Annotated in this window: 13 protein-coding genes; 4 read left to right on the top strand and 9 right to left on the bottom strand. The window is 63.5% G+C overall.

Going from position 1 to position 13793, the window contains the following annotated elements:
* Positions 1 to 6 precede the first annotated feature (6 nt).
* The 4 genes from tal (at position 7) to pgl (ending at position 4517) form a co-directional block, all read left to right on the top strand.
* The gene (tal, locus tag KBX07_RS02180; protein ID WP_255997632.1) at positions 7 to 1107 is read left to right on the top strand and encodes a transaldolase; all 1101 of its coding nucleotides are present in this window, start codon (positions 7 to 9) and stop codon (positions 1105 to 1107) included.
* Positions 1108 to 1242: 135 nt separating this feature from the next.
* Entirely contained in the window at positions 1243 to 2781 is a 1539-nt protein-coding gene (zwf, locus tag KBX07_RS02185; RefSeq protein WP_256003655.1) for a glucose-6-phosphate dehydrogenase, read from the top strand.
* Positions 2782 to 2807: 26 nt separating this feature from the next.
* Complete coding sequence (locus tag KBX07_RS02190; protein ID WP_256022810.1) at positions 2808 to 3743, top strand: glucose-6-phosphate dehydrogenase assembly protein OpcA; 936 nt, start codon at positions 2808 to 2810, stop codon at positions 3741 to 3743.
* 45 nt (positions 3744 to 3788) lie between these two features.
* Positions 3789 to 4517 (top strand): 6-phosphogluconolactonase, encoded by a 729-nt coding sequence (gene pgl / locus KBX07_RS02195; protein WP_255997630.1) that lies wholly within the window; start codon positions 3789 to 3791, stop codon positions 4515 to 4517.
* Between the two features lie 62 nt (positions 4518 to 4579).
* On the opposite strand, the gene secG is transcribed toward pgl, so the two are convergent.
* The 9 genes from secG to KBX07_RS02240 form a co-directional block, all read right to left on the bottom strand.
* Positions 4580 to 4816 carry a preprotein translocase subunit SecG gene (secG, locus tag KBX07_RS02200; RefSeq protein ID WP_005290052.1) on the bottom strand — a complete coding sequence of 79 codons (237 nt, stop codon included), beginning with the start codon at positions 4814 to 4816 and terminating at the stop codon, positions 4580 to 4582.
* A 105-nt stretch (positions 4817 to 4921) separates the two neighbouring features.
* The gene (gene tpiA, locus KBX07_RS02205) at positions 4922 to 5713 is read right to left on the bottom strand and encodes a triose-phosphate isomerase (RefSeq protein WP_005290051.1); all 792 of its coding nucleotides are present in this window, start codon (positions 5711 to 5713) and stop codon (positions 4922 to 4924) included.
* A gap of 34 nt (positions 5714 to 5747) precedes the next feature.
* Positions 5748 to 6968 carry a phosphoglycerate kinase gene (gene pgk / locus KBX07_RS02210; RefSeq protein WP_256022812.1) on the bottom strand — a complete coding sequence of 407 codons (1221 nt, stop codon included), beginning with the start codon at positions 6966 to 6968 and terminating at the stop codon, positions 5748 to 5750.
* Between the two features lie 105 nt (positions 6969 to 7073).
* Complete coding sequence (gene gap, locus KBX07_RS02215) at positions 7074 to 8084, bottom strand: type I glyceraldehyde-3-phosphate dehydrogenase (RefSeq protein WP_256022814.1); 1011 nt, start codon at positions 8082 to 8084, stop codon at positions 7074 to 7076.
* 100 nt (positions 8085 to 8184) lie between these two features.
* A complete protein-coding gene (gene whiA, locus KBX07_RS02220) occupies positions 8185 to 9156 on the bottom strand; it encodes a DNA-binding protein WhiA (RefSeq protein ID WP_040423690.1) in 972 nt (323 codons plus the stop codon).
* A gap of 46 nt (positions 9157 to 9202) precedes the next feature.
* Complete coding sequence (gene yvcK / locus KBX07_RS02225; RefSeq protein WP_005290043.1) at positions 9203 to 10213, bottom strand: uridine diphosphate-N-acetylglucosamine-binding protein YvcK; 1011 nt, start codon at positions 10211 to 10213, stop codon at positions 9203 to 9205.
* 31 nt (positions 10214 to 10244) lie between these two features.
* Positions 10245 to 11123 carry an RNase adapter RapZ gene (rapZ, locus tag KBX07_RS02230; protein WP_255997620.1) on the bottom strand — a complete coding sequence of 293 codons (879 nt, stop codon included), beginning with the start codon at positions 11121 to 11123 and terminating at the stop codon, positions 10245 to 10247.
* Positions 11124 to 11129: 6 nt separating this feature from the next.
* Complete coding sequence (gene uvrC, locus KBX07_RS02235; protein ID WP_256003653.1) at positions 11130 to 13211, bottom strand: excinuclease ABC subunit UvrC; 2082 nt, start codon at positions 13209 to 13211, stop codon at positions 11130 to 11132.
* Entirely contained in the window at positions 13212 to 13775 is a 564-nt protein-coding gene (locus tag KBX07_RS02240) for a PH domain-containing protein (protein ID WP_255995356.1), read from the bottom strand. It abuts the gene before it with no gap.
* Positions 13776 to 13793: the final 18 nt, after the last annotated feature.

Here is a 13793-nt window from a genome sequence, read left to right on the forward strand (position 1 = left end):
ACAACCATGACCGCAATCGACCGTCTCTTCGAGCTGGGCACCTCCACGTGGTTGGACGACCTGTCCCGCGACCGCATCACCTCCGGCAACCTGGAGCAGATCAAGGCTGAGAAGTCCATCGTCGGCGTGACCACCAACCCTGCGATCTTCGCCAACGCGATGTCCAAGGGCAACGCTTACGACGAGCACATCCAGCAGCTCAAGGAAGGCAAAGCCGGCGTAGATGAGGCCGTCTACGCCATGTCCATCAAGGATGTGCAGGACGCCTGCGACCTCTTCCTTGACATCTACGAGTCCACCGGCGGGCGTGACGGCCGCGTGTCCATCGAGGTGGACCCGCGCCACGCCGACGATGAGGCGCGAACTGTCTCCCATGCTGCCGAGCTGTGGGAGATGGTGGCCCGCCCGAACGTGATGATCAAGATTCCCGCAACGGACGCATCCCTGCCGGCCATCACCGCTTCCCTGGCGGCGGGCATCTCCGTCAACGTCACGCTCATCTTCTCTGTCGAGCGCTACAAGCAGGTCATCGACGCCTACAAGGAGGGCATCAAGCAGGCTGCGGCGAACGGCCACGACGTGTCCACGATCCACTCCGTAGCGTCCTTCTTCGTCTCCCGCATGGACACCGAGGTGGACAACCGCCTCGACGCCATCAGCGACGAGCACGCCGACGCAGCGCAGGAGCTCAAGGGCAAAGCCGGCGTCGCTAACGCTCGCTTGGCCTACCAGCTATTCCTCGACTCCTTCGATGACGCCGCCATGGCTGAATTGCCGGACGGTGCGAACAAGCAGCGCCCGCTGTGGGCGTCGACAGGCGTGAAGAACCCTGCCTACCCGGCAGACAGGTACGTCACGCAGCTTGCCGGCCCCGACACCGTCAACACCATGCCAGAGCCGACCATCGACGCTGCGATTGAGGGCGACAACGTCTCCGGCGACACGCTTACCGGCACAGCTGAGGACGCGCAGAAGGTCTTCGACCGGCTCGAAGCCGTCGGCATCGATATCGCTGATGTGGTCCGCGTGCTGGAGAAGGAAGGCGTGGACAAGTTCGTCGATGCCTGGCAGGAGCTCCTCGACTCCATGTTGGAGAATCTAAAATAATCAGAACCTTCATCCGGCCCTGGCGACTAAGGTTTAATGAATGAACATTGCCTGGGCCGGCACCACGGCTCAACGGTTGCTCCCCTTCTACTGGTGAGCAACCTTTCCGCTTATCTCACGAAAGGTCCGCCAGCCATGACGGAACCGGCACCCGAATGGTCCAATCCTCTTCGTAACCGCGCCGACCGGCGCCTGCCCCGCATCGCGGGACCGTCCGGCATGGTCATCTTCGGCGTGACCGGCGACCTAGCTAAGCGCAAACTTCTGCCCGCCATCTACGACCTGGCCTACCGCGGTCTTCTGCCCGCCGGCTTCACTCTCGTCGGTTTTGGCCGCAGGCCGTGGTCGAACGAAGAGTTCGAGTCTTACGTGCGCGAGCAGGTCGAAGAAGGTGCCCGCACCGATTTCGACGAGCACGTCTGGGACCGGCTCGCTGAGGGCATGCACTTTGTCCAGGGCGCGTTCGATGACGATCAGGCCTTCGACAACATGGCCGAGCTCCTCAAAGAGATGGACGCCACGCGTGGCACCGCCGGCAACTGGGCGTTCTACCTCTCTGTGCCGCCCGAGTACTTCGCCAACGTGGTTAGTCAGCTTGACCGCACCGGCATGGCCCACGGAACGGACGAGCAGTGGCGCCGCGTCATCATTGAGAAACCGTTCGGCCATAACCTGGAATCGGCCAAGGAGCTCAACGAGACGATCAACTCTGTCTTCCCGGAACGCGCGGTGTTCCGCATCGATCACTACCTGGGCAAGGAAACCGTTCAGAACATCCTCGCCTTCCGCTTCGCCAACCAGCTGTTCGAGCCGATCTGGTCCTCGCGCTACGTCGACCACGTGCAGATCACCATGGCCGAGGACATCGGTTTGGGCGGCCGTGCCGGCTACTACGACGGCATTGGCGCTGCCCGCGACGTGATCCAGAATCACCTGCTGCAGCTTTTGGCGCTTGTGGCTATGGACGAGCCGGTCAGTTTCTCGCCGCGCCAGCTGCGCTACGAGAAGCTGAAGATCCTGCGTGCCACCAAGCCCATTGGCCCGTTTGAAGAGACGACGGCCCGCGGCCAGTACACCGCCGGCTGGCAGGGCTCGGAGCAGGTCGTCGGCTTGCGCGAGGAAGAGGGCTTCGACCCGGAATCCACCACCGAGACATATGCTGCCTGCACCCTGGGCATCAATTCGCGGCGCTGGGCGGGCGTGCCGTTCTACCTCCGGACAGGCAAGCGCTTGGGCCGCCGCGTCACGGAGATCGCCCTCGTGTTCAAGAAAGCCCCGCACCAGCCGTTCGATCCTGGGCTGACCAGCCAGCTCGGTGCCAACACCCTAGTCATCCGTGTCCAACCGGACGAGGGCATTCTGCTGCGCTTCGGCTCCAAAGTGCCCGGCTCCACGATGGAGGTCCGCGACGTCAACATGGACTTCTCCTACGCCGAAGCGTTCACCGAGGAGTCGCCGGAAGCCTACGAACGCCTCATTCTCGACGCGCTTCTCGACGAAACCGGCCTCTTCCCCACCTCCGCCGAGGTCGAGCGCTCCTGGGAGATCCTCGACCCGATCCTGGACTACTGGGCTGAAAACGGCCGCCCGGACGAGTACCCCGCCGGCACGTGGGGTCCGTCATCCGCCGATGAGATGATGCACGCTGCCGGCCGCACCTGGCGCCGCCCCTAGCAGGAAAGAACCAGAGAAGGAACACCATGTACGTCACCCTCTCCGATACGTCCACCCGGGACATCGCCAAGCTTCTCCTGGACACGCAAGAGAACCACTCGTTGGCTACTGGCCGCGTGCTCACCCTCATCGTCGTTGCCGACATCAACGATGATGTCGAGTCCATCCTCGACCAGGTGCGCGTGGCTTCCCATGAGCACCCCTCGCGTGTGCTCATGCTCATCACCGGCAATGTTGACGGCCCATCCTCGCTCGATGCGCAGGCCATCCTGGCTGCGGACGCCGGGGCCTCCGAGATCGTCGTGATGGACCTGCACGGCGAGCTCGCGCGGAACCTCGATTCCGTCGTCACGCCTTTGCTCTTGCCGGACACCCCGATTGTCGCGTGGTGGCCGTCGACGGCGCCGGCGCGCCCGAGTGAGCACCCGCTCGGCCGCATCGCGCACCGCCGCATTACCAACGCCCGTGAGAACGTCAGCGGCAACGCCCTGCTGCGTCTGAAGAACGGCTACGCGCCCGGGGACTCGGACATGCTGTGGTCGCGCATCACCCACTGGCGCGGCGTGGTGGCCTCCGCGTTCGACGCGTACCCGCGTGACCCGGTCACCTCCGTCGACATTGACGGCCCGGACGACAACCCGAGTGTCGATATCGCCGCCGGCTGGCTCTCCGCCTCTCTCGGCGTTGAGGTGCGGCGTATCGCGAGCGAGCAGTCGGCTTCAGAGCCGTCACGCTTGTTCCCTATCCGCCGTCTGACCCTGCACCGTGACTCCGGGCCTGTGCAGGTCGAAATCAAGGACGACAAGACGCTGAGCGTGAAGATCCCGGGCGTTGCAGAAGCCTTCGTGGCCATGAGCGTGCGCAGCGACGCCGACTGTCTCGCGGAGGAGCTGCGCCACCTTGACCCCGACTGGGCGTACTCTCAAGCACTCAAGTCTCTGCCCAACGTTAAAGTTGTCTAGAGTCGAAGACGAGCTGTTTTTCAAGGCTTTCAAGGAGCGATCACAATGACTACCGTCAGGAACGTCCCCAACCTCGATGTGCTTATCGACGAAGCATCCACCCAGTTCGTCGAGACCATCGAAACCATCGTGTCTACCCCCACCGGTGGGGTGCACGGGGACGGGATCGCGCGCGTAGTGTTCACCGGCGGTGGCGCCGGCATCAAGCTCCTGTCCCGCCTCGTCCGTGCGAAGATCGATTGGACCCGCGTCCACGTGTTCTTCGGCGATGAGCGCAACGTGCCCGTGTACGATCCGGACTCTAACGAGGGCCAGGCGCGGTACGCGCTGCTCAACCACGTCAATATTCCGGAGGCGCACATTCACGGGTACCGCCCGGGCAGCGGGCAGCTCGATGAAGCGGCCTCGAACTACGAGGATGCCATCCGCAGGCACGCCCCCGACGGCTTCGACCTGCACCTGATGGGCATGGGACCCGACGGACACGTCAACTCGCTGTTCCCCAACTCGGAGCAGCTGGATGAGACCGAAAAACTCGTCGTCGCCGTCACCGAGTCCCCGAAGCCGCCGGCCGAGCGCCTGACCCTCACTTACCCGGGCATTTCACGCGCCGAGGAGGTCTGGCTCCTCGTTTCTGGCTCCGAGAAAGCCGAGGCCACCGCTGCCCTGCTGAAGGACTCCCCGACTCCGCAGTGGCCCGTCAGCCGCGTCCCGGAGCTGGCCAACACCACGCTCTTCGTCACCGACGACGCCTACGGCGAATCCACGAACTAGGCGCAGACAGCAGAAAAGGCCGGGATCATTCCCGGCCTTTGTTCGTGTGCTTGTCTGACTGCTTACAGCCCGTACGCCTGAATCAGAAGGAGCGCAATGATGCAGACGATCCAGATGATCGCGACTGCCACGGTGTAGCGGTTGAGGTTCTTCTCCACCACAGTCGAACCGGACAAGTTCGCCTGAACGCCGCCACCGAACAGGGAGGACAAGCCGCCGCCTTTGCCCCTGTGGAGCAGGACCAAAATAGTCATCAAAAGCGAGGTGATGACCAGGATGATCTGAAGAGCCAGCGTCATGGGGTGTGTGCCTCCGAAGTTGGGTGCGGTTAACCGTTCACATGTTACACCAGCACGGTGCCACGCTCTGAATCGGCGCGCACGGTGCTGGTGTTCGGTACCCGTTTATGCCTGGGCGCGGACTGCGTCGCCAGCGGCTGCAACGAGCTTGGCAAAGTCCTCGCCGTCGAGCGATGCGCCGCCGACCAGACCGCCGTCAACATCCGGCTGGCCGATGATGTCGGCAATCGTGTCGGTCTTGACCGAGCCGCCGTACAGGATACGGATGCCGGCTGCGACCTCATCCCCTGCGAGTTCGGCGATCAGACCGCGGATAGCTTTGCAGATCTCCTGAGCATCTTCAGCGGATGCGCTCTTCCCGGTTCCGATAGCCCAGACCGGCTCGTACGCAATGACGATCTCAGACAGCTGGGAGGTCTCCAGCTCGGCCAGGGACTCGCGGGTCTGCTCGACCACGAAGTTCACGTGGTCCCCTGCCTCGCGCACATCGAGCTGCTCACCGACGCAAATGATCGGCGTGACGCCCTGGGACAGTGCGGCCTTCGCCTTCTGGGAGACGAGCTCATTGGACTCGGCGTGGTATTCGCGGCGCTCGGAGTGACCGACGACAACCCACGTGCAGTCCAGCTTGGCCAGCATCGGCGCGGAGATCTCACCGGTGTAGGCGCCGGACTCGTGTGCGGATACATCCTGCGCACCGTAAGTGATCTGCAGGTTGTCGCCCTGGACGAGCGTCTGCAGGGAACGCAGGTCGGTGAACGGGACGGTCAGTGCGACATCAACGTCCTCGTAGTAGTCCTTCGGCAGTGCGAAGGCGAGACGCTGCGCCTGGGAGATCGCCTCGAGGTGGTCGTGGTTCATTTTCCAGTTGCCAGCGATAAGGGGCTTACGTGCCATGAAAATCTTCCTTTCGGCTTATCCGTTGGTCCGCTTAGTTTTGCTCGAGGACGGAGACGCCGGGCAGTTCCTTGCCCTCGACGAGCTCGAGAGAAGCGCCGCCGCCGGTGGAAATGTGAGAGAAGCCGTCCTCGTCGAGCCCGAGCACGCGTACCGACGCTGCGGAGTCGCCGCCGCCGACGACCGTGAAAGAGCCGTTGTTGGCGGTAGCGTCAATCATCGCCTGTGCGACAGCGCGGGTGCCGTCGGCGAAGTTCGGCTTCTCGAAGACACCCATCGGGCCGTTCCAAAACACGGTCTTAGAGTCGGCGATGATCTCCGCGTACTTCTTAGCGGTCTCGGGGCCGATGTCGAGGGAGAGCCAGCCCTCCGGGATGCCGTCGAGGTCGACGGTCTTGCGCTCAGCGTCGTTGTCGAACTCGGAAGCGGCCACCAGGTCGACCGGGAGGACGATCTTGTCGCCGTACTTCTCAATGAGCTCCTTGCAAGTGTCCACCATCTCCTCCTGGAGCAGAGACTCCTGGGTGTTGTGCCCCTGAGCAGTGAGGAAGGTGTAGCACATGCCGCCACCGATGATGACGTGATCGGCCTTCTCCGCGAGTGCCTCGATCACACCGAGCTTGTCAGAGACCTTCGAGCCGCCGAGCACGACGATGTACGGGGCGGTCGGATTGTCCTTGATCGCGGCGAGCTTGTCCACTTCGTCCTGGACGAGGTAGCCGGCGTATGCAGGCAAACGCTTGGCCACGTCGTACACCGAGGCCTGCGCGCGGTGCACCACACCGAAACCGTCGGAAACAAACGCACCGTCATCAGCTGCGAGAGCTGCGAGCTCGTCGGCGAAGCTCTCACGCTCAGACTCATCCTTGGAGGTTTCGCGGGCATCGAAGCGCACGTTCTCGACGAGCAGCATATCGCCCTCGGACAGGCCGTTGGCACGCTCATGCGCGTCCTCGCCCGTCACATCAGATGCGAGTGCGACGTACTGGCCCAGGCGCTCGGACAAAGCCTCAGCGACCGGCTTGAGGGAGTACTTCGGGTTCACCTCACCCTTCGGGCGGCCCAGGTGGGCGGTGAGGATGACCTTGGCGCCACCGTCGATAAGCGCCTGGATGGTGGGCAGAGATGCGTCGATACGCCCTGCGTCGGTGATGTTGCCGTCGTCGTCGAGCGGGACGTTGAAATCGGAGCGCACGAGCACGTGGCGGCCGTCGACGCCCTCCTTGAGCAGCTCGTCGATGGAACGTACAGCCATGATTGTCTATCTCCTTGAAAGTGTGTCAGCGTAAGTGAAAGCCCGGGAAGGAGTGAGCACTCCCCCGGGCTTCAAGCTAGGGACGCACGGGGTGCGCGCCCCTGCTTAGAGGTTGTCAGCGACGTGCTTGGTCATGCGGATGTACTGGGAGGTGTAGGAGTACTCGTTGTCGTACCACGAGATGATCTTCACCAGGTTGCCGTCGATCACGCGGGTCATGCCAGCGTCGAAGATGGCGCCGTGGGAGTTGCCGATGATGTCGGAGGAGACGATCGGGTCCTCGGTGTACTCCAGCGCACGGCCGAACTCCGGGTCCTGGACAGCGTTCTTGACAGCCTCATTGACCTCGTCGACCGTGACGTCGCGGCCAACGTTGACGGTCAGGTCCGTGGCGGAACCAGTGATGGTCGGCACACGCATTGCGAAGCCGTCGAGCTTGCCCTCCAGCTCCGGCAGAACCAGAGCGACAGCCTTCGCCGCACCGGTGGTGGTCGGTACGATGTTCTGGGCAGCAGCGCGGGCGCGGCGCAGGTCCTTGTGCGGAGCGTCCTGCAGGCGCTGGTCGCCGGTGTAGGCGTGGATGGTGGTCATCAGGCCGTTCTGGATGCCGAATGCATCGTTGAGCACTTTGGCAACCGGAGCCAGGGAATTGGTGGTGCAGGATGCGGCGGAGATGATCTTGGAGTCAGCGTTGTAGTCGGTGTGGTTCACACCCCACACGTAGGTGCCGTCGACGTTCTTGCCCGGTGCGGAGATGATGACCTTCTTGGCGCCAGCATCGATGTGTGCCTGCGCCTTCTCGCCGTCGGTGAAGATACCGGTGGATTCCAGGACGATGTCGACGTTAGCGTCGCCCCATGCCAGGTTCGCCGGGTCCTTCTCAGCGGTGACCTCAATGCGCTTGCCGTTGATGGTCAGGGAGTTGTCGTCGTACTCGACCTCGTGGCCCAGCTGGCCGTAAGCGGTGTCGTACTTGATCAGGTGAGCCAGGGTCTCGTTGTCGGTCAGATCGTTGATCTTCACAACCTCGAGCTCGTCCGCGTAGTTTTCCAGGATGATGCGGAATGCGGAGCGGCCGATGCGGCCGAAACCGTTAATGCCGATGCGGGTGGTCACTGAATTTCTCCTTTTATCGGATTGGTGTCGTGGCACGTCGTGCCCTCACCACCCAAGTGTAGAGAATTGCAGGCACCCCTGCAGGTGCTTTTCCGCGGCTCTAACTGTCCTCAGCGACGGCGGCATTTGTGTCGGGAATCCCCAGCTCTTTCGCCCGCTTGTCGGCCAACGACAGCAGGCGGCGGATGCGGCCGGCGACAGCATCTTTGGTCATTTGCGGATCAGCGAGACGGCCGAGTTCCTCCAGCGACGCGTGACGGTGTTTGACGCGGAGGTAGCCAGCGTCGGCAAGGTGTTCCGGCACGTCGTCGCCGAGGATCGACATCGCTCGGTCGACGCGGGCAGCCGCGGCTGCAGCAGCTTGGGCCGAACGGCGCTGGTTCGCGTCGTCGAAATTGGCGTGGTGGCTAGCGGACTGCTTCGCTTGGCGCTTCTTGCGCTTCTCGTCCCACTCGAGGCGCACGCGGGGTGCGCCCATGCGGGAGAGCAGAATCCCGATCGCGTCGCCGTCGCGCAGATAGACGCGCTCGGTGCCGCGCGTCTCCTTCGTCTTCGCAGCGACGGACAGGCGGCGGGCGAGCCCCACCAGCGCCAGTGCTGTCTCCTGGCGCGGGCAGACGACCTCCAGCGCTGAGGTGCGGCCGGGTTCGGTGAGCGAGCCGCGCGCCAGGAAGGCCCCGCGCCACGCTGCTTCCACCTCTGCGATGGTGCCGGAGATGATGTGGCGCGGTAAGCCCACCACGGGGTGTCCGGATGCGGTGACCAATCGGAAGCGGCGGATGACATCGCGGGCACCGTCGGTGACCTTGACCTCGTAGCGCACGTCGCGGGATTGGCTCCCCGGCGAAGAGGACGTCACGTCGACTTTCACGTCACACACGTCGCGGATGGTGGCGGCCAAGTGGTCGGCGACGGAGCGTTCCGCGAAATCGGCGCGCAACTCAATGCCGCGCAGCCCCTGGTCGAATTCTCCGGCGACGCGCAGCATCGCGGTTGCTTCGGCAATGCGCGCGTCAGTGCTGGAGGGGTTCACACCCAACAGCTCATCTTTGACCTGTGCTGTCAATGCCACCGTGTCGCCTCTCTTCGTGTCGGATGGGGACAATCTCCCCAAAAGCTTAGTTTCCGCGCAGCAGCGAAGTGATGGCAGCTGCAAGTTTCTCCGGATCGTGCCTGTTCGTGCACTGGTTTTCCTCGTCGCGCTCACACATGTCGGCGAAAGTGATCGCAGCACCGGCGCCTTCTGCCGCCCGTTCAAGGTAGGAACGCTCTCCTGGCGAGAGCTGAATATTGGAGTCGGCGAGGAAGTAGTCCACCTTTAACTCCGGGGCGTGCTGGTTGAACACATGGATGTGGCGTTCGGTGGTGAAGCCAGGGGTCTCCCCCTGCTCCGGCGACAGGTTGAGGATGACGACGACCTTGGCTGGAGTATTGCGTAGCGCCTCGACGATCTCCGGAACCAGCAGGTGCGGGATCACCGACGAGAACCACGAGCCTGGACCAATGGTGACCACGTCGGCGCTCATGATGGCGTCGATCGCGGCAGGGTTCGCCGCAGGCTCCTCTGGGATCAAGCGCACACGCCTGACGGAGCCCGGTGTCGTCGCCACAGCCACCTGCCCGCGCACGGCGCGGAGGACACGGAAGTCGTCGTCAAGCCCGGCGACCTCAGCCTCGATGTCGAGCGGCTGCAGCGCAACCGGCAGAACGCGCCCAGTGCTGTCTGTCCATGACCCCACGGTGTCCAAGGCGAGCTGAATGTCGTCGGAGGCTTCGGTCATGCCGGCGATCATCAGGTTGCCCACGGCGTGCCCCGCCATGGCGCCGTTTCCGCCGAAACGATGCTGCAGCACCTTCTTCCACACTGCGCCTTCTTCGGTGGGCGGTGTCAGCGCGGCCATCGCCATGCGCAGGTCGCCCGGCGGCACAATGGACAATTCGCGGCGCAGGCGACCCGAGGAGCCGCCGTCGTCGGCGACGGTGACGATCGCGTTGACGCGGCAGGTCTCGGGGCTGCAGCCGTCGCCAAGCTGTGCCCCCGCAATCTCGCGCGCGGCGAGCAAAGTCTGGTGCAGGCCGTGACCGCCGCCTAGGCTGGCCACGCTGAGAACATCGCGATGTTCGGTCATGGGAGTGATCTCCTCTTTCCTAGCGTGGCGTTTAGTTCCGGTTGAGGTCGCGGTGCATGACGGACACACCGACATCGCCACGCTCATTCAACCGCCGACCGATCTCTTCCGACACCGCGACAGATCGGTGATGCCCACCGGTGCAACCAATACCGACGGTGACGAAGTCTTTGCCCTCGTGCTTGTAACCAGCCATCATGGAGCTGAGCAGGTTCACCACACCGTCGACGAACTCATCAGCGCCTGGCCGCGACAGCACATAATCGCTGACAGGGGCATCAATGCCGCGGAAATCACGCAGCTCCTCGATCCAGTACGGGTTCGGCAGAAAGCGCACATCGAGCACAAGGTCCGCGTCGCGCGGCGAGCCATGCTTGAAACCGAAGGATTCAATGGTCACGTGCTGCTTCGTTGAATCCAGGTCACCGACAGACGCTTCGATGGCGCGCCGCAGATCGTGGATGGACAGGTTGGACGAGTCAATGATCACGTCTGCTGCCTGACGCACGCGCGCCAACTCTGCCCGCTCGCGGGTGATCCCGACATGCAGCGGATTGTCGTCCTGCAGCGGGTGGGTGCGGCGCACACTGTCGAACCGCCTGATCAGCACATCATCGCGGGCCTCGAGGAAGAGCACGAAGGGGTTGTAACCGCGCTCGTGCGCCTTGTCGATGACGTCCATGAGCGAACCCTTGAAGATGCGGGCGCGCACATCTGTCACCACGGCGAGCCTGTCCACGGGCGAGCTTTTCTCCGCCGCGAGGTCCATCAGCTCGATGATCAGCTGCGGCGGCAGGTTCTGGGAGACGAAGTACCCCTTGTCCTCGAAGACGCGCGCCGCCGAGGACAGCCCTCCGCCGGACATGCCGGTGATGATCACTGGTCGCAGTTCAGATGCCATGGACACCATTTTAAGCTATTCGCTTGACGACGGATCCTTGCGCAAATGCTGCCACACCGTCTCCGCCAGTTTCGGGCCGATTCCCGGCACTTCCTCAATCTCTTCGGCGCTGGCTGCTTTGAGCTTCTTCACACTGCCGAAGTGCTTCACCAAGTCGCTGCGGCGGGCTGGGCCGAGGCCGGGGATGCCGTCGAGGGCAGACGCCCGCATTCGCTTCGACCGCTGCTGCCGGTGGTAGGTAATGGCGAAGCGGTGGGCTTCGTCGCGGATCTGCTGCAGCAGGTACATGCCCTCGGAGTTGCGCGGGAGGATGAGCGGTTCGTCGTCGTCGGGCACCCACACTTCCTCGAGGCGCTTGGCCAGGCCGATGAGAGTGACGTCTACAATGCCCAACTCATCGAACACCGCTTGGGCGGCGTTGACCTGCGGCTTGCCGCCGTCGACGATGAACAGCTGCGGCGGGTAGGCGAAGCGCTTGTTGCCTGTGGATTCCACTGCTGAGTCTTCTTCGTCGTCGAAGACCTGGTCGCTTTCTTCCGGGTTGGCCAGCTTATCTTCGTTGTGGCGCTTGAAGCGGCGGCGGGTGACTTCCGCAATGGAGCCGACGTCATCCGAACGCCCGTCGCCCGCGGCTTCCTTGATGCGGTAGCGGCGGTAGTCCGCCTTTTTGGGCAGTCCGTCTTCGAAGACGACGAGAGACGCCACGACATCAGTGCCCTGGATGTGGGAGATATCGGTGCACTCAATGCGCAACGGGGCCTCGTCCATCATCAACGCGTCTTGAATGTCCTGCAACGCCTGGGAGCGCGCAGTGAGGTCGCCGACGCGCTTGAGCTTGTGCTGGCGCAGTGACTCCTTCGCGTTGCGGTGCACGGTCTCCATGAGAGACTTCTTGTCGCCGCGCTGCGGCACGCGGAATGACACTGGCCCGCCGCGCAACTTCTCCAGCAGAGCCTGGGTCTCCTCCGCCTCCGCCGGCATGACCTCCACGAGGATCTCGCGCGGCACCGGCATCGGCTGCTTCACCTGTGCGCGCGACTCTTGGTCCACGCCGCGGCGGCGGACCTTCTTCGCAGCCAAACGCTCGTCTTCAGCTTGCTCCTGCTCCATCCGCTCAACGGCATCGGAGTAGTACTGCACGAGGAAGTTCTGCATGAGGACGGGCAGGGCGGGGTCGTCCTGGCCTTCGTCGAGACGCTCCATGGAGCCCGGCTCATCACCGGTCTTCTCCACGACCCACCCCCGTTGGGAACGGATGCGGCCGTCGCGGACAGTGAAGATCTGCACGGCGGCCTCGAGCTCGTCGGTGTCGAAGGCGATGACATCCGCATCAGTGTCGATGGACAGCACGACCGTCTGCTTCTCCATCACCTTGTTCACGGCGCCCAGATCGTCGCGCAGCCGGGCGGCTTTTTCGAACTCGAGGTTCTCGCTCGCCTCCATCATCTGGGAGGTGAGACCCTTCACTACGGCATCGGTGCGGCCGGACATGAAGCCCATGAAGCCGTTCACAATGTCGTCGTACTCCGGCTCGCTCACGCGCGACACGCACGGCGCCGAGCACTTGTCGATGTACCCCAGTAGGCACGGCCGCCTTAGCTGTTCGTGCCGGTTGAACACGCCGTTGGAGCACGTGCGAATCGGGAACACGCGCGTGAGCAGGTCCAAGGTTTCGCGCACCGCCCACGCATGCGAGAAGGGGCCGAAGTAACGCACGCCTTTGCGCCGCGGACCGCGGTAGAAGAACGCCCGCGGGTACTTCTCCCCTACGCTCACCGCGAGCATTGGGTAGGTCTTGTCGTCGCGGTACATGACGTTGAACCACGGGTCGTACCGTTTGATCCACGTGTATTCGAGCTGCAGCGCCTCGACCTCGCTGGCTACGACCGTCCACTCGACCTTGGCAGCCGTGAAGACCATCTGACGCGTGCGCGGGTGGAGCGTTTGCGGCGGCTGGAAGTAGTTGTTCAGCCGGGAGCGCAGGTTCTTCGCCTTGCCCACGTAGACGACGCGGCCGGCGCCGTCACGGAATTTGTAGACGCCCGGATCAGTGGGGATTGTTCCCGGTGCCGGGCGGTAGGACTCTGGGTTAGCCATCTAGTCCTCGGGCATGTACTGGGCTTCGAGCTCGCGGAAGTCCTTCACCGCAGCCACAGCGCGTTCTTTGTCGGCGGACTGGATCGCCCACAGCGGCACGTATTCGAACTCCGGCAACTCCAACCGCGCCATGCGCGACCCGCGCGGGAATGCCAAACCGTAGATGACCACCCACGGGTAGAAGCGTGTGCCGATGATGTTGCGCACCTCCACGCCGTCCTCGTTCGCCCGCACACGTGGCCGCGACAAGCCCCACCAGGTGAATGCGGACAGAATCAGGCCGATGCCCGGGAAAGCGAGCTTGTCCAGTGTCGTGATAGCGGCGCCTGTGAACTCGATGTCGACGACTGCCCCCATGAAGATGTGCACAGCCATGATCACCACGATGGCGATCACCGCAATGCGCTTGAGTGCCGGAGACGTTGCCTCGAACTTCCACGGCTTCGTCGAGGTCACGGCATGGGGGTCGAGGGCGTTGAAGTATGCGAGTTCCTCATCGCTCAACGGCGCCCGCTTGTCAGGGCTGGTCATCTCGGGGCTGTCGGAACTGGTGTCAGGGCTCATCTCACTGGCCATCCTAGT

Source organism: Corynebacterium sp. CCUG 70398 (assembly GCF_024454055.1).
Classification (GTDB): Bacteria; Actinomycetota; Actinomycetes; order Mycobacteriales; family Mycobacteriaceae; genus Corynebacterium; species Corynebacterium genitalium.